Source organism: Coprococcus sp. RTP21204st1_G4_RTP21204_210225, from assembly GCF_040915385.1.
GTDB lineage: Bacteria > Bacillota > Clostridia > Lachnospirales > Lachnospiraceae > Allocoprococcus > Allocoprococcus comes.
In genome coordinates, this window is the sequence record NZ_JBCPDP010000029.1 from 1 (window position 1) to 18419 (window position 18419).

General features: G+C 54.2%; 29 protein-coding genes. 7 read left to right on the forward strand and 22 right to left on the reverse strand.

Features of this window, described 5'->3' with window-relative positions:
• Positions 1 to 183: 183 nt before the first annotated feature.
• From AB5213_RS16055 to AB5213_RS16075, 5 genes are all read left to right on the forward strand, one after another.
• Positions 184 to 825, forward strand: a complete 642-nt coding sequence (locus AB5213_RS16055) for a hypothetical protein (RefSeq protein ID WP_368276934.1) — start codon at positions 184 to 186, stop codon at positions 823 to 825.
• 5 nt (positions 826 to 830) lie between these two features.
• Positions 831 to 1658, forward strand: a complete 828-nt coding sequence (locus AB5213_RS16060; RefSeq protein ID WP_368276936.1) for a class B sortase — start codon at positions 831 to 833, stop codon at positions 1656 to 1658.
• A gap of 146 nt (positions 1659 to 1804) precedes the next feature.
• Entirely contained in the window at positions 1805 to 2860 is a 1056-nt protein-coding gene (locus AB5213_RS16065; protein WP_368276937.1) for an ArdC family protein, read from the forward strand.
• Between the two features lie 125 nt (positions 2861 to 2985).
• Positions 2986 to 3312, forward strand: coding sequence for a hypothetical protein (locus AB5213_RS16070; RefSeq protein ID WP_368276938.1), 327 nt, complete (start codon positions 2986 to 2988; stop codon positions 3310 to 3312).
• A gap of 24 nt (positions 3313 to 3336) precedes the next feature.
• Positions 3337 to 4119, forward strand: coding sequence for a hypothetical protein (locus AB5213_RS16075; RefSeq protein WP_368276939.1), 783 nt, complete (start codon positions 3337 to 3339; stop codon positions 4117 to 4119).
• Between the two features lie 64 nt (positions 4120 to 4183).
• Here the strand turns inward: AB5213_RS16075 and AB5213_RS16080 are convergent, their stop codons facing one another.
• The 6 genes from AB5213_RS16080 to AB5213_RS16105 form a co-directional block, all read right to left on the reverse strand.
• Positions 4184 to 4540: a hypothetical protein gene (locus tag AB5213_RS16080; RefSeq protein ID WP_117527853.1), complete on the reverse strand. Its 357-nt coding sequence runs from the start codon at positions 4538 to 4540 to the stop codon at positions 4184 to 4186.
• 8 nt (positions 4541 to 4548) lie between these two features.
• Positions 4549 to 5931 carry a hypothetical protein gene (locus AB5213_RS16085; RefSeq protein ID WP_368276940.1) on the reverse strand — a complete coding sequence of 461 codons (1383 nt, stop codon included), beginning with the start codon at positions 5929 to 5931 and terminating at the stop codon, positions 4549 to 4551.
• A gap of 61 nt (positions 5932 to 5992) precedes the next feature.
• Positions 5993 to 6574, reverse strand: a complete 582-nt coding sequence (locus AB5213_RS16090; protein ID WP_368276941.1) for a hypothetical protein — start codon at positions 6572 to 6574, stop codon at positions 5993 to 5995.
• A 3-nt stretch (positions 6575 to 6577) separates the two neighbouring features.
• On the reverse strand, positions 6578 to 6766 hold the full coding sequence (locus AB5213_RS16095; RefSeq protein ID WP_368276942.1) for a hypothetical protein: 189 nt from the start codon (positions 6764 to 6766) through the stop codon (positions 6578 to 6580).
• A gap of 79 nt (positions 6767 to 6845) precedes the next feature.
• Entirely contained in the window at positions 6846 to 7061 is a 216-nt protein-coding gene (locus AB5213_RS16100; RefSeq protein ID WP_368276943.1) for a hypothetical protein, read from the reverse strand.
• On the reverse strand, positions 7054 to 7374 hold the full coding sequence (locus AB5213_RS16105) for a helix-turn-helix transcriptional regulator (RefSeq protein ID WP_055168065.1): 321 nt from the start codon (positions 7372 to 7374) through the stop codon (positions 7054 to 7056). The genes AB5213_RS16100 and AB5213_RS16105 overlap by 8 nt, the downstream gene beginning before the upstream one ends.
• Positions 7375 to 7564: 190 nt before the next feature.
• On the opposite strand from AB5213_RS16105, the gene AB5213_RS16110 reads away from it, so the two are divergent.
• Positions 7565 to 8896: a hypothetical protein gene (locus tag AB5213_RS16110; RefSeq protein ID WP_368276944.1), complete on the forward strand. Its 1332-nt coding sequence runs from the start codon at positions 7565 to 7567 to the stop codon at positions 8894 to 8896.
• Between the two features lie 15 nt (positions 8897 to 8911).
• Complete coding sequence (locus AB5213_RS16115) at positions 8912 to 9358, forward strand: hypothetical protein (RefSeq protein ID WP_055168063.1); 447 nt, start codon at positions 8912 to 8914, stop codon at positions 9356 to 9358.
• A gap of 163 nt (positions 9359 to 9521) precedes the next feature.
• Here AB5213_RS16115 and AB5213_RS16120 read toward each other — a convergent pair whose 3' ends face one another.
• The 16 genes from AB5213_RS16120 to AB5213_RS16195 all read right to left on the reverse strand — a co-directional run bounded on the left by AB5213_RS16120 (position 9522) and on the right by AB5213_RS16195 (position 17953).
• Complete coding sequence (locus AB5213_RS16120; RefSeq protein WP_368276945.1) at positions 9522 to 10787, reverse strand: relaxase/mobilization nuclease domain-containing protein; 1266 nt, start codon at positions 10785 to 10787, stop codon at positions 9522 to 9524.
• 159 nt (positions 10788 to 10946) lie between these two features.
• Positions 10947 to 11132 (reverse strand): hypothetical protein, encoded by a 186-nt coding sequence (locus AB5213_RS16125; protein ID WP_368276946.1) that lies wholly within the window; start codon positions 11130 to 11132, stop codon positions 10947 to 10949.
• Positions 11133 to 11513: 381 nt separating this feature from the next.
• Positions 11514 to 12233, reverse strand: coding sequence for an NUMOD1 domain-containing DNA-binding protein (locus tag AB5213_RS16130; protein ID WP_368276947.1), 720 nt, complete (start codon positions 12231 to 12233; stop codon positions 11514 to 11516).
• 13 nt (positions 12234 to 12246) lie between these two features.
• Positions 12247 to 12675 carry a helix-turn-helix domain-containing protein gene (locus tag AB5213_RS16135; protein ID WP_368276948.1) on the reverse strand — a complete coding sequence of 143 codons (429 nt, stop codon included), beginning with the start codon at positions 12673 to 12675 and terminating at the stop codon, positions 12247 to 12249.
• A gap of 14 nt (positions 12676 to 12689) precedes the next feature.
• Positions 12690 to 13085 carry a hypothetical protein gene (locus AB5213_RS16140; protein ID WP_368276949.1) on the reverse strand — a complete coding sequence of 132 codons (396 nt, stop codon included), beginning with the start codon at positions 13083 to 13085 and terminating at the stop codon, positions 12690 to 12692.
• A 682-nt stretch (positions 13086 to 13767) separates the two neighbouring features.
• Entirely contained in the window at positions 13768 to 14178 is a 411-nt protein-coding gene (locus AB5213_RS16145; RefSeq protein ID WP_368276950.1) for a hypothetical protein, read from the reverse strand.
• Entirely contained in the window at positions 14175 to 14528 is a 354-nt protein-coding gene (gene mihF, locus AB5213_RS16150) for an integration host factor, actinobacterial type (RefSeq protein WP_368276951.1), read from the reverse strand. Before mihF ends, AB5213_RS16145 begins: the two co-directional genes overlap by 4 nt.
• Before the next feature lie 9 nt (positions 14529 to 14537).
• On the reverse strand, positions 14538 to 14810 hold the full coding sequence (locus AB5213_RS16155; RefSeq protein WP_368276952.1) for a hypothetical protein: 273 nt from the start codon (positions 14808 to 14810) through the stop codon (positions 14538 to 14540).
• Between the two features lie 51 nt (positions 14811 to 14861).
• Complete coding sequence (locus AB5213_RS16160) at positions 14862 to 15008, reverse strand: hypothetical protein (protein WP_173817078.1); 147 nt, start codon at positions 15006 to 15008, stop codon at positions 14862 to 14864.
• 72 nt (positions 15009 to 15080) lie between these two features.
• Entirely contained in the window at positions 15081 to 15317 is a 237-nt protein-coding gene (locus AB5213_RS16165; RefSeq protein WP_055158124.1) for a hypothetical protein, read from the reverse strand.
• A complete protein-coding gene (locus AB5213_RS16170) occupies positions 15310 to 15882 on the reverse strand; it encodes a ParA family protein (protein ID WP_117527829.1) in 573 nt (190 codons plus the stop codon). Before AB5213_RS16170 ends, AB5213_RS16165 begins: the two co-directional genes overlap by 8 nt.
• A gap of 33 nt (positions 15883 to 15915) precedes the next feature.
• On the reverse strand, positions 15916 to 16125 hold the full coding sequence (locus AB5213_RS16175) for a hypothetical protein (protein WP_055168042.1): 210 nt from the start codon (positions 16123 to 16125) through the stop codon (positions 15916 to 15918).
• Positions 16126 to 16135: 10 nt separating this feature from the next.
• Entirely contained in the window at positions 16136 to 16540 is a 405-nt protein-coding gene (locus AB5213_RS16180; protein WP_070102887.1) for a single-stranded DNA-binding protein, read from the reverse strand.
• Between the two features lie 203 nt (positions 16541 to 16743).
• Entirely contained in the window at positions 16744 to 17247 is a 504-nt protein-coding gene (locus AB5213_RS16185) for a 3'-5' exonuclease (protein ID WP_118383012.1), read from the reverse strand.
• Positions 17248 to 17256: 9 nt separating this feature from the next.
• Positions 17257 to 17718, reverse strand: a complete 462-nt coding sequence (locus tag AB5213_RS16190) for a hypothetical protein (RefSeq protein ID WP_195434971.1) — start codon at positions 17716 to 17718, stop codon at positions 17257 to 17259.
• Between the two features lie 19 nt (positions 17719 to 17737).
• Positions 17738 to 17953: a hypothetical protein gene (locus AB5213_RS16195; RefSeq protein WP_117786583.1), complete on the reverse strand. Its 216-nt coding sequence runs from the start codon at positions 17951 to 17953 to the stop codon at positions 17738 to 17740.
• Positions 17954 to 18419: the final 466 nt, after the last annotated feature.

Here is an 18419-nt window from a genome sequence, read left to right on the forward strand (position 1 = left end):
CCTCCTGATTGCCGCAGGCTGCGCGACCGCTTACGGCATCAAGAGCCGCAAGACCACCAAGGGCGATGCGGACGAGAGCGCAGAGGATAACACCGAAGCCTAGTGCCCGTAACGCCTGAAACCGGCAGGGTGCCAGCTCTTTGGCACCCTGCCTTCCTTTTAATTTGAAAGGGGGATACACCCATGAAGGACGATAAAGAGAACGATATCGAGATGAACGACGGAGATTCCACCGAATCACCTGCGGATGGGAACAACATGCACGCGAACCCGGAAAGCGAGAAGAAGCCGCATAACCGGAAGGTCATTGCCGCCATCTGCGGCCTTGCTCTCGTCGCGCTCATCGGCGGCGGTGCCTATTATGGCATCGGCCACCAAACCGGCGCAGATTCCAAGGCCGAATCCGTGCAGGCGAATGATTCCAAGGAAAGCGGTTCCGACGCGTCTGCGAAGGACGGCTCTAAGAGCAAAGAGAAGTCTCACATCCACGACTGGTCTATCACCTACAAGACCGTCCACCATGACGCTGTGACGCACACGGAGCACGTGGCACCCGTCTACCAGAACCTGACCACCTACCATACCGTTTGCAATGAGTGCAAGCAGGTCATCGACGGCAAGGCCGATGACCACATCAAGCAGACCGGTCACTCCGGCTACTCCACCAATGTCCCCATCACCGATGAGGTCATGGTGAGCGAGGGCTATGACAAACAGGTCACCGACACCCCGGCTTACGATGAGACGGTCATCGACAAGCTGGTCTGCACCACCTGCGGAGCGACGAAGGATGCCCCGCAGGCCACATCGGATGCCGCCAAGTAATTCAGATGGCCAGATTGGGAAATCATAACCGGAAATCCCGTGCGGCTTTTGCGGCAGCGGCGGTCTTCTTGGCCGTCGCTGCCATCCTTTTCGGCGTGCTGCTTCATTTCTATCGGGATGCAAGTCCCTCACCGTCACCGAACGGCACGCCGCAGGAAACCGCCACGGAAAGCGCAGGTGGTCGGGAATCCGAGTTCCCTACTGTTGATTGGGATTACTGGAAGAGCGTGAACGGGGATGTTATCGGATGGATAACCGTGCCGGGGACGGATATCAACCATCCCATCCTGCAAGCCCACGCATCTGACCCGGATTACTACCTGCATCACGATATCTACCGGAACTACAATCCCTTGGGTGCGCTCTATCTCGACGCAGAATGCGAGAAGGAGGGCTTTCAAAGTCCGAATGCCGTCATCCTCGGACACAGCCTGACCCTCGGGAACGCGGTGACCTGTTTCGGCAACATCCAACGGTATAGCGATAAATCCTTCGCTTCTGAACATCAGGCGGTACTCATCCAAACCCCAAACACCAAGATGCGCTACACCGTGCGCTTCGCGAATATCGTGAAGGGATGGGAGCCGACCAAACGGACGGTCTTTACCGGTGATTCGGATTTTCGGAACTGGTACGATTCCTCGCGGGAATCTGCCGCCATGGTACTCGATACCGATTCCGAACCGAATCAGGTCATCTCCCTCGTCTCCTGCTCCTATAACTTCTGGAAGCAGAATGAGCGGACGGTCGTGACCACCAGTATCGACCAAAAACAGACGCAAACGGAAACTGGTTCGACCGAATCCCGTCAGACTGGCTCTGGTGCCGAATAAGGACAGGTTTCAATCTGTTCGCACTCACGCTACAAACCTACCGCCAAGACCCCGCAGATTCGATTCTGTGGGGTCGTTTTCTTAGAGCATGTCGGAAAAGCGGCAGCTATCGTATAATTTCAATGAGCTTTCCCGGAAAGGAGACCATGATGAAATCTAAGCAGAAGCAGACTCCTACGGAGATTATTGATAACCAGCGTCAGGCGGTCGTTGAGAAAATCATCGAGGACATGAAGCGCGACGGGCTTCGTTGGGCAGAACCGTACCTGCCCTCCCTAACACCGCACAACCCCGTCTCCGGCACCGTGTATCAGGGCGGAAACCGAGTGCATCTTGGCTTCATCGGGTTCATGCGCGGCTACACGGACAACCGGTGGGCTACCTTCAACCAGATAAAGGATGCCGGTTGGCATGTGAAAAAGGGTGCCAAGTCCGCGCTCATCGAGAAATGGAAGCAGTTCGCCTTCTACAAGGAAAACGAGGATACCGGCGAGAAGGAGCTTGCCGGACGCTACCCGAAGCTCGTGGGCTACTGGAACGTCTTCAATGCGGAGGATATCGAGGGCATCCCGCCGGAGAACGCTCCCGTCCATCTGAACGACCGAACGGCAACCATCGCACAGAACCTTGAGGAGTCTTCCAGATGCCCCGTCATCGAGAGCAGCGGCTACCTCGGAAGTGCCGCCTACTCTCCGGCTACCGACCGCATCCTCATCGCCCCGCGAGAGACCTTTCGCTCGGATGAAGCGTTCACCCGCGTCCTGCTGCATGAGATGACCCACTCCACCGGACACCCATCCGCCCTCGCCCGTGAACTCGACACCCGGTTCGGAAGCCCCTCCTATGCTGAGGAAGAGCTGGTCGCGGAGCTTGGAAGCCTTTTCCTTTCCGCAGACCTCGGTATCCAGAGCACCGATTTGGAGGGCGAGTTCTACGAGAACCACGTCTCCTATCTGCAATCTTGGATGAATGCATTGGAAAACGACCCTTCCTATCTCTTCAAAGCCGCATCGAAAGCCGACCATGCGGACACCTTCATCATGGAGCGCTACGAGGAGGAACTGGGAAAGAACATTGAGATTGACGCACCTGAACTGGAAGAGGAGGTATCACTTGCCGGGGAGAGTCATGACATGGTAAGCGCATCCGAGCACCAGACGGAAAGCGAGATGCCGGAACCTGCCCTTGCTGCCATCCTGTAGCCGTGTGCCCGCGCCGAAAGAAGAACATGCGTTCAATTAACGTATTGCCGTAATACTGGCATTATAGTATAATGGTAACATATGATAACAGCCATCTGGCAGAAAGGACGATAGGTATGGCAGAAATGGAAAAGAGACCTTGGCGCTTCACCATCGAGTTCGATGATGAGAAGGCAAAAAGGAATGGTTACAACGTAGATGACCTCTATGACTGTGTGGGAAAATATGCGGAGCAAATGGGTAACGTCCGCATCGGCCTTGGTACTTGGCAGGCAAAGAACCGCAAGGTGCAGTTCGGAGCGCAGTGTCCTGTTTGCGCCACCCTTTCTAAACAGCCTTGGGTCATGCAGAACATTAAGTCTTGGCGTACCTATGAGGATATGAATGAACCGGAGGGTGAAGACTACCTACAGATAATCCGGGATATCAGTCCGGAACGTATTTACGACTAACCGCATTTACACTTAGGATTCCAAATGGAACTTGATAGGAAAGCATTTCATTTCGACCTAGACAACAAATCTGTTGAACGCTTCTATACTGGTAAAAAGAATCCATGGTCAGACATTCAGGACTTTCTGGAATCCCATTGCTTTGAAAAGCCACAATATTCAGGGTATGAATCGGCTGAAAATATCGTCATGTCCTATCAACGCGCCTATGGCACCGTAGATAAGATGATGGATGAGTTTCCTTGGTTTCAAAGATGCGTGAAAGCAGCCACCTTCACGGAAATCGGTGAAAGCTATGATGTGAAGGAGTTTCTTGAAAACGGAATGCAATTATCGCTTCCCCTCCGCCCCGAGACCCGCAAGGAACTTCACTTCGATTTGGGAACGGCTGCGCTCAGTGAAAATTACAACTCTATCAGACCGAACGCTTGGCGCGGAGCTTGGTCGCTTATCCGCATTTTCATGGAGCACAACGGATTCATCCATACCCAGTATTCCGGGTATGAGTCGATAGCGGTGATGCCGATTGACAAGGCGATGGCCATCATGGAGAAATTGCAACAAAGATATCCTTGGTTCAAGGATTCCTTTCTCGCCGCGTCGGTCACCGAGGTCGGCGAGCGCCACGATGCCCTCTCCTATATCAAGGGTTCCCATGGCATCATCGTTCCGGTTCCCACCCATTCGCTTGGACTTGAGGAGCTTGATTTCTTCGGCTCCGAAATCGGTGATATGAAGAGTGCGACAGCAGAGCTATCGAAACGGAACGGGTTGGAACCACCGAAAGACCTGAATAACGAGCATTAGAAAAAAGCCCCGGCCATTTGGTCGGGGCTTTTCATCTATATGGACTCTCTAACTGTTAGTCTTGTCATCCTGCACGATACGGTCTAGGCTCTTTCCAGCCGATTGCCGCTAGACCTCCATGGCCGGTACATTCTTCAAGCGCGACGGTCTTTTTGCTCACATGAGTCTGATACCTTACATCATCCGCCGGTTCCGTTCCAGCATAAGAGCATACTTCGCTCTCATGGAAATAGACATAGCTGCGATAGGCAAGCGAACTCGGATGCATCCGATGACCCTGCTCTCCGGGTTTTGGTTCATATCCCCACTCGCGCCATTGCTTACGCGTCTTGAATCGTGCGCCAAGCTCAGGCGGAAGGTGATTCTTTACTGGTAGCCCGGTCTCTTCATTGCAGTAATCGTGAGGTATATCCGTAAACATGAAATCCCCTATTTCCGAGCACCGCAGGAACAAGTGTAGTATGCCGCAGAATCTGTAATCGTAACCGTTTCCTCCCATGCCGCAGAATCTGTAATCGTAACCGTTTCCTCCCATGCCGCAGAATCTGTTACGGTATTGTATACCGTATGATATGCGCCACATGCTTTATTGCCTGCCATAAGTGCATTATACGCATGAGCTTGTTCATTGCCCGTGATATCTGCTCCGCAGCCATTGCAAATTGAGCGCTCTTCCGTATGGGTAACTGCGGGATGGTACACCTTCTCCGTATGGGTCACTGCGGGATGGTACACCTTCTCCGTATGAGTCACCGCAGGATGGTAGATATCATACTTATGAACATGCGCCGGGGTGTCATCCTTTTTCGATGAACTGCCTGAATTGGAGTTTGAGCCGGAGTTGCTGCTGTTGCCGCCACTCGGCTTGCTATCGGATTTTCCCTCGTCTTTCTTGGAGGATGAATTGCTCTTGTTTCCAGAATTATCGGAGCTGCCTGTGGTCTTCCCATTATCCTTCTTGGAGCCGTTGGATGAGCCTGAATCGCTCTTCTTGCTGTCGGAAGTTTCCGGGGTCTTCGCGTCGGACTTCTCTTCCTTGGCGGACTCCTGAGCCTTCTCGGTCTCCTTCTCGACGGCATCGGTATCGGCGTTCGGGTTCTTCTTGATGTTGTCCTCGAACTTCTTCACGACCTCAGCGCCCTTGTCCCCGGTCAGGGTGGAATCGCCCTTCTTCACGGCTTCCGCAACGTCCTTGGCAATGGCTGTCAAGTCATCTTTCGTCACCTTGTCCGCATCCACCTTATCGAAAGTCACGCCTGTGGCAACTGTCTTGTCGGCTTTTCCGGCGGTAACCTTCTTCGATGGCACCTTATAGATGGAGCCGTCGGCGTTCACCGGTGAGATGAATGTGACGGTATAGGTACCGGACTCACCGACCTTCACGGTCACCTGCTTGTTCGCGGCGATGGCGGTGTAGAAGTCTACTTTCCCGTCCTCATCCTCGATATGGGCGATGACGGGCGTGGAGGTTTCCGTATCCCAGCCGTCAGCCTTCACCTCAAGGGAAAGCACCATGTCCTGCTCCTCATCGTCCTTTGACTGGGACACCGCAGGGGCGTTCGCTTTGCCCGTCCAATCCGCATGTGTGATGGCATATCCACCGCCGCCGATGAGAAGCGCCGCACAGAGGATTCCTGCACCAGCCGCGCAGACCTGCTTGCGGGAGAACTCGCGCCCGAAGAGCATAATCGGCTTCTTAGCGTTCTCCTCCTCCGTCGAATCCTCGACCTTCGGGATTTCGGCTGTCTTGTCCGCCGGGACACCCTCAGTCTCGGTGCTGTTGTCGTTAAACATATTGCTGTCTTTCTTCATTTCTGTCAGTCCTTTCTGTCTTATAAGAAGATTTCCTGCTATCTATATTACCGGTAGTCCTCTACACCAGCATACCCCATAGGAATTGCACGAGAATGATGAGCACGAGAATGACCGCCATCCACTTACAGTAGTAGAACAGTCTGTCTGGAAGCGTCACCATCGAAAGCCGCTCAATGCGTCTCTTGGATTCCTCTACCATCGAGTCGATGACCTTCCTGCTCCTTGCAGTCACCTCTTCGACGTTCTTTATGGTCATCTCCCCAGCTTTCTGCTGGGCATTGGCAACTCCCATGAGCGCCATCTGATTCGCCTGATGCTGCGCGTCCGCCGCGCCGTTTCTCAGCTCCTCGACCTTTTCGAGCACATCCTTCATCTCCGAAACCATGCCGCGCATCTCCCTTGCGATGCGTTCGTTGCTCCGGCGCTGCTCGGCGATAAGGTCTTCCAGCTTCTTCACGGTTCCGATGAGGTCGGTCTCGTCGTTCTCGTCCTCAAGCCTTCGTCCGGCGTTTCTGGCATCCCTCGCTTCCTCGGAGAGCTTAAGCTGCTGGCCGATACCGGCCATATGCCCGTCCGGCTGCTCAAGTTCCCTCTTCACTTCGCTAAAATGCTTTGCCATGTAATCTTCGCTCCTTTCCATTCGTCAGTCCTCCAACCCCTTGCCCCTCTTCTCACGAACGCGGATAGCGATGGGCGTGTCGAGCAGATAGGAGAGGTTGTGTACCGCATCCGCGACCGGCACGGCATCCGCCATGCTCCCGCACATGTGTATCGCCTTCCAATCCTTCTCGCCCTTCACCGTCACCTCGACAAGAAAACGTTCCCTTTCCATCTCTCTCCTCGACCTTACCGGTCTTCCCTACCGAACAAGGACAGCCTATCGCATCAGGTGTCCCTTTGTCTGGACACCTCTAGGGTTTACGCAGGTTCACCCCGCAGTTCGGGCAAAACTTCGGGACATATTCGGAAAACTCCTCGAACAGCGGCTCTTCGCTCTCCTTAGAATCCGTCATATCCTCCTCGACGCGCCCAGCCCATCCGCAGTCGGAACACCAGATGCCGTCCACGGGGTTTACATTTGCGGCTTTCGAGTAAGCGCTCCCCATGGTGATGAAAATCCTACTCATCGTTCTCAGCCCTCTCCCCATTGCTCTTCTCACGCACTTCGGCTTCCTTCCGCATCGCGGCAATTAGCTCCTCGGGCGTGATTCCGAGACCGTCCGCAATAGCGAAAAAGGACGCAAGACTCGGCAGACGCGTCGGCTTTCCCCCGCTTCCGGCCATTCCGGCAAACCAAGCGGATTTGCTGATTCCGCTTTTCTTGATGGCGTTGTCGAGCGTCATCCCCTTCTCGTACACGATGCGGCGCACCGCAACCGCGAAACACCCGAGTTCCGGGAAACGCTCAACGGCTTTCTCCGCCTGTGGCTTACCCGCCATGGTATCTCCTTTCTTCCGTCTAGCTTGATTACTAGTAATATATCATACCACCAAACCAGATAAATCTTCAAGACGATACTCCATATATCCCGCACAAATAAGACAACAAACCAGCTTGAAAGCAACCCAGCAATATAGTAAAATAGACTCACTATCCATATATGGATATAAGGAAGGATGTGACGCATCAATGGACGATAAGCGCTATACGCTGATGAACAAGAACCGACCGGTTCTCGATTTCCTTTACAACCTCGACACGCACCATGTCGTGAAGATACTAAAGCGGCGCGAGCTTGACTTCGCTCCTCCCGCGATTCTCGATATGAAAGGAAACCCGACAAGGGCTGCACTCGACGGCTGGTGGCTCAGGCGGGCAATTCCAGCGTCCCGTGCCCAGATACAGCGGCTCATTGCCGAGCTGCATGTCGATAGCACGCTCGCTCTGGCGGAAAAGAACTTCGGGCTTTCCCTCTCCGACCGCTACTGGATTAACGACCCGGAGAATCCGCAGAACTGGGATGATATCAACTTCTTCGACAACGACTTCACGGAAGACCTCGGGCTTCTGACTCTGGGGCAGGACTCTTCGAGTGACAATCCGAACCTCATGTCACCGAACTCCACGGTCGGCGGAGACCTGAACAAGAAGTGGACTATCTTAAACGGCGTGCGTATGCTCGTGAAGAGCGGAACCGGATTCGTGAACCAAGAGGTCTACAACGAGGTCATCGCCACGCATCTGCACAAGCGTCTTCTGACGGACACGGATTATGTTCCCTATTCCCTTCATCAAGAAGGGAAGCGCACCTACTGCGCGTGTCCGAATATGCTGGGCGAAGATGAGGAGCTGATTCCAGCCTTGCATATCATCCAGAACCACAAGAAACCCAACTCGCAGAACGATTACCAATTCCTCGTCTCGTGCTTTGAAAGCCTTGGACTTGAGGATGTGGAAACCTATCTGTCGAAAATGCTGACCTGCGATTACATCGTCGGCAACTTCGACCGTCATTATCAGAACTTCGGTGTCATCCGTAATGTGGAGACGCTTGCATACACCCGGTTTGCTCCGATATTCGACACTGGTAATTGCCTTTGGTGTGATTCTGAATCATTGGACTTACCCGCCGACTATGCATATATTGCAAAACCTTTTGGCCGAGGACTCAGTCCGGACAGGCAACTGCAACTTCTGTCCGGCTTCGAGTGGTTCGAGCCTGACAGGCTTGACGGATTCGCCGATGAAGGCCGTGCAATTCTCTCGCAAAACCCGAACATGCCGCCCGCCCGTATCGAAAGCATCGTCAAGGGTGTCATGATGCAAATGGATTCGGCAATCGACTTCATCGAGAATCAACCGAGTTTTCATCGCCTAACCCCGGCAGCGGCAAAGACCAAAGAACCAAATACTCCCGATTTCCTCGATTCCGAAGTCGCGGACATGAAAGATGCTTCCGCCAAGCTACTATGTGATAGCAACAGCGGGCAACCGTCAAAGAACTTGCATACAGAACATTAGAAAGAAGGTCATACAATGCGAACCTATCAACACCCGATATACCAAGACAACACCATGGCAATTCGCGCCGAATATGATGAGGAAAAACGAGTCTTCGATTTGATGAAGAAGTTCCTCTATATCGTCGGGGCGATAACGGCGATAGTTGTTTTCCTTTTGCTTCTCGTTAATTCCCCTGCCCTGATAACTCAGACGGGTGCAATTGGAATCATTGCACTCGTTCCCGTCCTGCTGGCTGCAACAGCCTTTACCGGGTTTTACGTCGGCACGGTACCGGCTGGCTACATCGCTGCATGGCGTGCAATCAAGCGCTCAAAGCTGTTCGTGTGGGGCAACGCTCTCGGACTGCTCCTCATAGCGACGCTTCTTCTTTTCATCCCGGCTGCATTCGCGCCCATTGCCTTCCTTCTCCAGTGGTTGAAGGTGTCGAATCTCAAGCATCAGCTTGACGCGAACGCATAGTGAGGTAAACTGAACGTGTTTTCTTCCTTCGTGGAGAAACTTTCTTGCTTTAGCCCGCTGCTCCCTGATGTGCGACATTAAGGGAACGGCGGGCGCTTTTATGCCGATTCTCGCAACCCGTATAGCGGCGCAGGCAAAACATCCCGCCCGCGCCGCTTTTTAATTAACGCTCGCCGTTCTCCTTGTTCGGTTCCGGGCGTTCCTGCGCAGGTACCTGTTGCGCCCGCTGGGAACCGCCGCTTCCGGCGTTTCCGCCGTTCTTCTTCCCTTTCGGCATGACCGTCGAGGATACTTCCGCCCTGAGTTCGTCGGCTCCGCGCCAACAGGCGAGAATCAGGCGCTTGACCTCCGAATCGTCCGCGATATCCGAATCGGGGCGCGGGAGTTTCAGCTTGGGGATATCCGCGATTTCCATGCCCTCCATACCGCGTATCTCCTTGCGGTACTTCCGGTAGACGCTTCTAATTTGCGCAAGGTACTTCTCCTTCGTTTCCGTCACCACCGCCTTTTGCTGCTCGATATCCCTCTTCTCCGCAACGGCTGCGCTTCCTTCCTCATGGATGGATTTCGCCACGTTCGCCGTGAACGCAGCTTCCAGCCCCTTTGTTCCGAGGTCAGCATCGAGCTTCGCCACGGAGAAGGCATAGCGGTTGTTGTCCGTGTCGGTAACGTACATGCGCCCCCTCTTGAACTCCGTGTCAACGCCCCATGATTCCAAAAGCTCGCGGTAATCATAGATGTTCTCCGCTTCCCCGGCGGCGATGCGGCACAGCTCTCGCAAGTTCGTCTTATAGGAGTCGATGCCGCGTGCCGCAAGTTCCTTCTCGATACGGGACGGTTGCTTCTTATGGACGGAGGAATTGCGCTCGCCCTCCACGACCTGTTTCAACCCCCACTCGTGGTCGAGGTCGCGGATGCGGCTGGCACGTTTCACCTTGGCGCTTTTCCCGCGCCCCTCATCGAGCCGCTTGCCCGTGGAGAGGTCGGTACGGTTGATGACGATATGGACGGCATAGCGATGGGTCTTGTCCGCCTTGCAGTATTCGTTGTGGAGTGCCATCACTATCTGCTGGTTCGGGTAGTGCTTCCCCACGTACTCCTTGGCATACCTCATGCATTCTTCCGGTGAGAGCCGCCCGCCGTTTAAATCGCACTCATCGGGATTGAACCCGAGAATCTGGTGAAACAGAATCGTGTTCTTCGCTTCCTTAAGCTCCCCAGTCTTCTTATCCCGGACTCTCCTTGCCGCTTTGTTGTGCCCGTAGGCTTCCCGCGTCATCCACATGTGGTGCGCCCAGCGCTTCGGGTTGGTGCATCCATCCATGTTCAGACTGTCGCGTAGAATCACCTTTCGGTCATCGTTGATGTAGCCGCGCAGGTTCTTCATGTGACCGGAACTCTGCACACCGGTCTGCTTGATGATGGTCAATGCAATTCCTCCCCTCATTCCCTTTTGAAATGAAACCCGCGCACCGGATACTCATGTGCCATACCGTTTCGGATATACCCGGACGTACATCGGTATGCTCGCGCCGCATCTTCGATATCCCTGTAGCACCCCCGGTCTCAACGCAGATAACAGGTCTTGTCATTGCGGTTTTTCCTCCATTGCTTTCACGCTATCCCAAAACGGCGATTCCATCCAGACGGATTTCAAGCGTTGCAGATACGTCTTCGCCCCATCTTGCGTGAACTCGGCATCGGCATCGTCCGAATGAAGATACCACCCGTTCGGGAACTCAACCCAAGATGCAACGGTCTCACCGAGTTCCATACTCACGTATCTCGTGAGTGTTACGCTCCAACCGTCCTCCTCATAGCAAATCGTCTTCTCGCTCCCGCAATCGTCCATCGTCATTGCTCCCCTTGCTTTCATGAATCTACTCTCGCGGACACTGCGCCCATGCCGGAAAGAATATCGCGTTCCGACGGTTTCCTGTTCCCCGTGACCTCCGGCTCCGCCCCATGTTCGCGACGGTAACCGTTTGCGAAAAATCGGAATACCTCTTCCGTCGTTTTCACCGGAGCGTGCCTGACAAACGGGTTGTATTCGTCATCAACGAAATAGAAAGTTCCATCTCTCTTCGCGATATGCGCCGGACGCTTGCAGGTCGGGCACCGTGATTTCAGGTCGCGGTAATGGAGCCATCCAGAATCAGTCATCGACGTACTCCCAGCGATAGCCACCTGCCATACCGGACGCGGCACCGCGGATACCTGCCTGCGACGCTCCGGTTTCTTTTGCCGCTTGGGTAATCGTTTTGTAAACAACACCGGTTTCCACGCAGCGAACCCTTATCCCTCTTTTACTGGGAAGTAAATCATCCGGCTCTGGTTCGTCGGCATAGTAAAAATGAAGGCCTTTTGCCGTTCCATGCCTTTTTGCTGCCGCTTGGATATTACTTTTCGAAACTCCCGTTTCCCGTGCCGCCTGAGCTATCGACTCGTAAACGACACCGGTCTCCTTGCAACGAACTCTTGTCCAGCTTCTATTCCGAAAGAACTCCTCATCCGGCTTCGGTTCATCGGCATAGTAAAAGTGTAAGACCTTGGTTGCTATATGCCCTCTCAATGCCGCATAAATAGCCTCTCGCGGTACGCCAACCGCTTTTGCTGCCTTTGCTTGACTTTCAAAACGTTCGTTCGTCTCAAGGCAGATGATTGGTCTTGAGTTCTTATAAACCTTTCTATCGAAAACCGAATCGTCCGGTTTCACTTCGTCAGCGTAATAGAAGTGAAATCCTCGACATGCCCCGTGGCGTTTCAGTGCACTGCTAACTAACGGCCATGCGGCACCAATAGCATTCGCAGCATCCGTGACACTTTCAAACCGTTCTTCCGTCTCAAAGCAGATTATCGCTCTCTTTCTTCCCATCCTGTTCGCCCGCCTATCTAAGGAAACTGTCTTTTCGGTTCTCGTATTCCTCTCTTGTGATTTTTCCTTCCTTCAAAAACTCCTTCCAAGACCACCATGTGCAAACGCACGACTGGATTGTTTCGTCGGTAAACCGGATGCTTCCATCCGCGCATGGCTTAATGCTGAACGCTTCCTCTGAAAGGAAGAGTGCGTGTACGAGTTCGTCATAGCGCTCGATGCCGTAAGTGTCGAAACATGCGGGTGCCACATCGAGTGTTTCCGCTATCCGTTCGAGCGTATTCTGCTTCGGTCTTCGCTCGCCAAGCTCATAGCTGCGCAGTGCCGACTCGCTAATTCCACCGATAGCTTCCGAAACCTCTCGCTGCGTCAGTCCGCGCCGTAACCTTATCTCCCTGATGCTATTTCCCAAGAGTACGTTACTGTGTTTAGGTTCGCTCATTCTCGTGACTCCTATCATTCGTTTTCAGGGTTGTCGAAATCCTCGATTTGCAGATGGATGTTGTTCCGGTCTGCTTCTCTTCGGAGCGCCGCAAGCGCTTCCATGATTTCGGAAAATGACGAGACCTCTTTCTCCAAAACTCGTTTCGCTTCCTCCGGGTCGAACACTTTCACGCCGTAGGTGTTCAGGAACTTCATGAACTGGTTTAAGTTCGTTCCCTGCTTCGCGAGTTCGTGAGCTGCCTTTTTCAAAGGCTGGGTGTCGATGACCTTGATTGAAACATCGTCGGAAGTCAAAACCGCTCGGGCATACTCGCCCATTTTCATTCCTGCTCTTTTCGCGTTTCTGCGAATGGACTCTCTCTCTTTCTCGGTTGCGTAAAACTTTATTTGAACTTCGCGATTTCTCATTTCCTAAGTTTTCTCCTTCCCAACCTTCGCAAAACGTTTATGGCAAATGGTGCCGCCGCCATTTGTAAATGACACGAAACCAGATAGTCGCTCTGCTGACTACGAAAACTCGGTAATCCGAAATTGCCGAGTTTCCAAGCGTAAGCGCCCTCCCGTCAAGGCTCCGAAAGCCGCTCGGGAGCAAGATGGAAGAGAGTTGAAAAGTCCACTACTGTGGACTTTGAGTACCCACTTCCCAAATCTTGCAACTCGAAGAGCGGCCTTGGCCGGTGAGCACTGATATTCTATCAGTGCGAGAGCAGAAAAGGCATGGAAAAGGGGGTGCCGCCGCACCCTTTCCCATGCCTTTTCTGCGGGGTTTCCGGCTTGCCCGGAAACCAAGAACCCGAGGTGCCGCCACCTCGGGTTCCCATCGCCTGCGAAGACGAAATCAATTCCATTGAAAACCGATGGACGTAATCTCCTTTTTCAACTTGATTGCTTGCTGCCAACCGGCAAGCTCTAACTCGAACCAATCGGGGAAAGGATTTCGCCGGTCTCCGTATTTACAATCGTATACACATAGCGAAGTCCTTCCTTTCCGCAGACCCTTCCTAATCATCGGAAGCCAAAAGGGCGATTCCCTAATCTGCATTGCAGACCACAGCGATAATGGTTTTCAAGCGGACATTCTTGTCCGCCCCTATACAAGTGCCCAGTGGCATCCTGCGCATGTTCCGCTTCTCTTTATGGCGGACGAAAGGGATGCTCTGCTTCTTTGAACATCATCGGCTGCGTCTTGGATGCTGCGGTACTCCTTCCCGGTTTCGATGCATCGCACGCGCTTGCTTACCGCTTCTGCACCCCCAATCGTAGCCACCGGTTCGATTCCATGTTCCCTTGCGCAACGTATCATCTCCTGAAACACATCGAAACTGATTTCAGCGAGACTGGAATGTTTGCCATGTTCGCGGTAATACTCTCGTATGTCGTAATCGTCATGAAGCCAGTAATATCTACCGGTTCTCATACTCGCACCGACATGCGATGGCTTTCCGCAAACGGGACAGGTTCCCTTTAAGTCGCGCCAGTGCTCCCAATTCGGATACATCACGAATTGCGCTGTTCGAGTGAGCCGAGTTTCCAGCCGTTCTTTTCCAGAGCAACCAGCGCTTCGCGTTGTCGGATGCCGAGTCCGCCGACACGCCTGCTTTTAGGAATCCGGTACAGACGCATAATGAACTCCGTCTTGCTCGCACCGACGCCCGGAACACTTTGCAGAAGAGATGCGACCAAAATGCGCTTCGCATCCTCCTCGTCCATCGCATCCGTGAACGTAAGCTCGCCGGACTTCACGCGAGCTTTGAGTGCTGCATAGCGCCTGCGAGCCTGTATGGCAAGCTCTAGCGCATGGGCACGCTCCTCGCTGCTAAGGTTCGGCAGATGGTTCTCTTTCTCGGTCATCGTTACTTCCTACTTCAACTCGTTGTCCCAGATGTTATCGTCAGGCTGCGCCGCATGTTTCCAACGGTTCGCATCCGCCCGACCGTTCCAGTCGGCGATGAACTTCTCGATAGCAATGGCGCATCCGCTGTCAAGAGCTTCCGCCCACCTCTCGTTGTTCTCATCGCACCAATTCTGAAATACCGCAAACTCGGTGACATTGTTCGCGACGATGTGCCTTCGCATCCCCCGCATCTGCACGATAAACCTCGCGGTGGCGGGAACCATGGTGATTAGGTTCATGTTCCAATCCCTTTTTCCGAAGTGAATCCATCTACCGGCTCCACTTCCTCTCTAGTAAAAACGCCCGTCGATGTATTTCTCGATAACCGACGAAAGTCCGCTATCGAGTGCCTGAGACCAGCGGTCGTTGTTCTCATCGCACCAGTCCTGAAAATCGGTGAAGTCTGTGATGCCGTTCTCGCGTATGTGCTTCCGCATCGCACGCAGCATGTCGTGCTTCGATTTTTCCGATTCCGTTACCATCAAGCCCATCCCTTCATCACCATCCCCTTAACCAAGCTCCTCGGCAAGCAGTCGGACGATGAGCTTGGTCATGCTCTCCCCCGTCTCGACGCGGTGGAGTTGCGCTTCTTTGTGGAGCCAAGCCGGGATGAGGAGACTGATTTTCTTGAGTTCCACCTCGTCCGTCTCATGCTTGCCGGAACCTTCCTTCTGGATATCCGCCATCTCGCGCTTGGACTTCTGCGCGCTCGCCATGAACGCGTTCGCTGTGGTCTTGTTAGCCATTGTTCTTCTCCTCTTCGTTCAGAACCGAATCTGCAAGCAGCTCAATCGGGGCGACCACATGGCTCTTCGGGTCGTACTCCGCCACGGACACACCGGCTGCTGCGGCACGTGAGAGGGCAACGGCGCGGGGAATCTTCGCGATGATTGGAACCTCCTCGCCCTCAAGGTACTCCACGAGCTGACGGTCGAGTGTGCCGTAGGCATAGAAGTTGTTGACGATGACATACGCTTTTGCGCCAGTGCCGGACTCACGCACGATATCGAGCGTTCTCAGCGTCGGCTCCATGTCGCGCGTGCTCGGAAGCATGGGCACGAGGATGAGATTCGCCGCGCGGCACCAATCGTTCACACCGCCCACGAGCACGCCCGCCGTATCGACAACCTGAAAATCGCACTCCTCCGCGAAATCAGGGTCATCGCAGACCTCATGGACGGAACCGCCCTGCGGGTCGGTAGTGACGAACGCCACGGTCTTGCCGCGACGCTCAAGCGCAAAGGAAAGCTCGTCCGCGATGGTGGTCTTGCCGACCCCGCCCTTCTGGTTGAGCATCAAAATCGTGTACATGTTAGAAGTCCTTTCTGTCCTGTTTGAAAAACGCTACTCACGGGAATCGGATGCGCGCACAAGCCCGTAACCGACGGTGACGGAAAGTGCCGAGCACACGGCGAATACCGCAGCAGCCACGTTTCCGAAAACGACCGAAACCGTAAGTGTGAGAAACACCCACCATCCGACGGTCACCGCGAATAGCAGGCCGAGGAAGAGCATGAAGGGGATTTCCCGCACTGAATCGCCACGAAGGTGCATTCCGTCCTCCCTAGAACGGAATATCCGCATCATACGTTTCCGGTTCCGTAGACTGCCCCTGGGCAGAAACCGTATCCTTCCCGGCACCCTTCGAGTCCGCAAACTCGATATCGGTCACGAGAACGGAAAGGGCATGGCGCTTCTCATCGTTCTTCATCCAAGAGTGGTAGCGGAGCCGTCCGTCCACCGAAACCTTCTTCCCCTTGGTGAGATAGGGAGCAAGTGCTTCGGCTCGCGCACCGAACAGGGCGCAATCGACAAACACCGGCGCATCGACATATTCGCCGGTCTCGCTGTCCTTCTTCTTCTCGTTGATGGCGAGTCCGAAGGTGAGGACACTCGTGGCATCCCCCTTTTTGCGAAGCTCCGCATCGCGCGTGAGGTTGCCCATGATGGTCACTCGGTTGATAGCCATTGTCTTTCCAATCTCTCGATGGTGTTTGCGGAGGATTCTGGAATCCTCCTGCCGGGAAAACTTTCGTCCCTTGCTGTCTATAAATATAGCAGACCAGAATACCAGCAACCCAGAGAGCAAGATAACCACATAGATTGCACACACTTGCGCGGCAAAGATAAGGGCGTGTGAAAAGCAACGCTTCACACGCCCTAAGCACGTATCTACTCTGCTACGAGCCATTGTTCGAGCCATCGCTGCACGGCAAGCGTCGCGAGCGCGTCGGCAAGCGAACCGTGTGCCCTGCCCGTCCACTCGTATCCGATGTGGTCGGCGGCATCCACCAACTTGTAACGCCTTCCCATGAACCACGTGAATAGGTTCATGGTGTCCGTAATGCGTGCGTCCTCCCTCGGGCGCACCCCGACGGCGGATAGGAACCCGAGGTCGAATCCGACGTTGTAGCCGATAACCTCATCTGCCCCTGCAAAGATTTCCCTCAGTCGCGGTATGGCTGTCTCGATAGTCGGCAGGTCTGCCACGTCCTCTGGGTAGATGCCGTTGATGGCGCTCGCGTGCGGCCATTCGGTCTTCACGGTCGGTCGGAACCTCTCATCCAACAGGACGGAGCCGTCCCTTCCGATGATGGAGATGGTCAGAATCTCATCCGGGTCGCTACCGTTCGGATGAAGACCGGTGGTCTCGGTGTCGAAGCAAATGCTGTTCATATCTATCACCTAATCCATGTAACCGTAGACCGTCGTATAACGGTCTGCCTTGTGTTCCAGCCATGCCAGATACTCGTTCTTCGCAAGCTCGAACGCCCGCTCCTCGCGGCTTCCTTCCAGTGAGCTGAGATATGCGACGGTCGCATTCGGCTCATTGCCGTAACCATCATCAATCCTCCCGGACTCATCGCACGGGAGCCATTCGTTCTCTTTGTACTCCACGCGACGCTCGACCTCTACAGTCCAGTAGATGACGGAGCCGATGCCATCTTCCTCGTCATTGACCTCGTTCCCATGCGTCGATATGAATGCTTCCGCCGCCGCGAGCGCTTCCTCGGAGTTCTCGTATTCGCCAAGCTCATACGAATCTCCATCGCTGATATCCTCGTGGTCTCCGTCATAACCCGGGCGCGTTGCAAAACTGAGCCGAAAGCTCCACCCGTTGACGAAATAGCGGATTTCTTTATCCATGTCTGTAATCCCTTCTTGCCTAGCAGGCAGAAATCTCGACCCACTCGCAACTACCATCTGAAACTGCAAGCCCGTGGAGAGAGCACCAAAGCCCCTGCGCCGCACATTTCCTTGCGAACCTGTCCGCCGCGTACCCGCTTTTGTATTCGCGAGTCGGAACGAGCGTGTCGTAGAAGCAGACCTTGAATGCGAGGAACTTCTCACTTCGTCCGTAGGTCTTCTCGATGTAGCCCATGCCGGTGTCCTTTCCGTCAGCCCTTCTTGCTGTCTACAAATATAGCAGGCTGGCATACCAGCAAGCAGGTGAACCGTACACTCCATACATCCTGCATATCCTGCACGAAAAAAGGGCACCCTCCCGGATGCCCGTCCTTTCCCTATCCGAGGTCGATATACCTGCCGACCGCATCGGTATACCCTCCATGCGCAATCCTCCGCCCGCTCGGGTTCTTCCTGACGAATCCCGCTTCCTTGCGGTCGAGATAATAGCGGTGGTTGCACACACGGCACCACCCGGCAAGCTCCCTTCCGCCGCGAACCAAGTTGAACGCTTCCGCTGGCAGCACACGCCCGCACCTAGGACAGCGCTTCTTTGTTGGCAGCATCCTTTTCCTAAACCTCCTCCCCGGCATCCGTCAGCTCATGGACAAGCCATTCCGCTCGAAGCGGTTTCTTCTCTTTTTTCCCGTCGTGCGCGACGT

Excerpts from the sequence above, each read along its gene's own strand:
- AB5213_RS16110 (WP_368276944.1), top strand. The coding sequence starts at position 7,565 with ATGGACGATAAGCGCTATACGCTGATGAACAAGAACCGACCGGTTCTC.
- AB5213_RS16065 (WP_368276937.1), top strand. The coding sequence starts at position 1,805 with ATGATGAAATCTAAGCAGAAGCAGACTCCTACGGAGATTATTGATAAC.
- AB5213_RS16180 (WP_070102887.1), bottom strand. The coding sequence starts at position 16,540 with ATGGCTATCAACCGAGTGACCATCATGGGCAACCTCACGCGCGATGCG.
- AB5213_RS16135 (WP_368276948.1), bottom strand. The coding sequence starts at position 12,675 with ATGAGCGAACCTAAACACAGTAACGTACTCTTGGGAAATAGCATCAGG.
- AB5213_RS16100 (WP_368276943.1), bottom strand. The coding sequence starts at position 7,061 with ATGAGTAGGATTTTCATCACCATGGGGAGCGCTTACTCGAAAGCCGCA.
- AB5213_RS16085 (WP_368276940.1), bottom strand. The coding sequence starts at position 5,931 with ATGAAGAAAGACAGCAATATGTTTAACGACAACAGCACCGAGACTGAG.
- AB5213_RS16080 (WP_117527853.1), bottom strand. The coding sequence starts at position 4,540 with ATGTTTACGGATATACCTCACGATTACTGCAATGAAGAGACCGGGCTA.
- AB5213_RS16140 (WP_368276949.1), bottom strand. The coding sequence starts at position 13,085 with ATGAGAAATCGCGAAGTTCAAATAAAGTTTTACGCAACCGAGAAAGAG.
- AB5213_RS16160 (WP_173817078.1), bottom strand. The coding sequence starts at position 15,008 with ATGCGGAAGCACATACGCGAGAACGGCATCACAGACTTCACCGATTTT.
- AB5213_RS16090 (WP_368276941.1), bottom strand. The coding sequence starts at position 6,574 with ATGGAAAGGAGCGAAGATTACATGGCAAAGCATTTTAGCGAAGTGAAG.
- AB5213_RS16060 (WP_368276936.1), top strand. The coding sequence starts at position 831 with ATGGCCAGATTGGGAAATCATAACCGGAAATCCCGTGCGGCTTTTGCG.
- AB5213_RS16155 (WP_368276952.1), bottom strand. The coding sequence starts at position 14,810 with ATGAACCTAATCACCATGGTTCCCGCCACCGCGAGGTTTATCGTGCAG.
- mihF (WP_368276951.1), bottom strand. The coding sequence starts at position 14,528 with ATGACCGAGAAAGAGAACCATCTGCCGAACCTTAGCAGCGAGGAGCGT.
- AB5213_RS16105 (WP_055168065.1), bottom strand. The coding sequence starts at position 7,374 with ATGGCGGGTAAGCCACAGGCGGAGAAAGCCGTTGAGCGTTTCCCGGAA.
- AB5213_RS16095 (WP_368276942.1), bottom strand. The coding sequence starts at position 6,766 with ATGGAAAGGGAACGTTTTCTTGTCGAGGTGACGGTGAAGGGCGAGAAG.
- AB5213_RS16055 (WP_368276934.1), top strand. The coding sequence starts at position 184 with ATGAAGGACGATAAAGAGAACGATATCGAGATGAACGACGGAGATTCC.
- AB5213_RS16070 (WP_368276938.1), top strand. The coding sequence starts at position 2,986 with ATGGAAAAGAGACCTTGGCGCTTCACCATCGAGTTCGATGATGAGAAG.
- AB5213_RS16075 (WP_368276939.1), top strand. The coding sequence starts at position 3,337 with ATGGAACTTGATAGGAAAGCATTTCATTTCGACCTAGACAACAAATCT.
- AB5213_RS16170 (WP_117527829.1), bottom strand. The coding sequence starts at position 15,882 with ATGTACACGATTTTGATGCTCAACCAGAAGGGCGGGGTCGGCAAGACC.
- AB5213_RS16185 (WP_118383012.1), bottom strand. The coding sequence starts at position 17,247 with ATGAACAGCATTTGCTTCGACACCGAGACCACCGGTCTTCATCCGAAC.
- AB5213_RS16125 (WP_368276946.1), bottom strand. The coding sequence starts at position 11,132 with ATGGAACTCGGTGAGACCGTTGCATCTTGGGTTGAGTTCCCGAACGGG.
- AB5213_RS16175 (WP_055168042.1), bottom strand. The coding sequence starts at position 16,125 with ATGCACCTTCGTGGCGATTCAGTGCGGGAAATCCCCTTCATGCTCTTC.
- AB5213_RS16130 (WP_368276947.1), bottom strand. The coding sequence starts at position 12,233 with ATGGGAAGAAAGAGAGCGATAATCTGCTTTGAGACGGAAGAACGGTTT.
- AB5213_RS16115 (WP_055168063.1), top strand. The coding sequence starts at position 8,912 with ATGCGAACCTATCAACACCCGATATACCAAGACAACACCATGGCAATT.
- AB5213_RS16165 (WP_055158124.1), bottom strand. The coding sequence starts at position 15,317 with ATGGCTAACAAGACCACAGCGAACGCGTTCATGGCGAGCGCGCAGAAG.
- AB5213_RS16190 (WP_195434971.1), bottom strand. The coding sequence starts at position 17,718 with ATGGATAAAGAAATCCGCTATTTCGTCAACGGGTGGAGCTTTCGGCTC.
- AB5213_RS16195 (WP_117786583.1), bottom strand. The coding sequence starts at position 17,953 with ATGGGCTACATCGAGAAGACCTACGGACGAAGTGAGAAGTTCCTCGCA.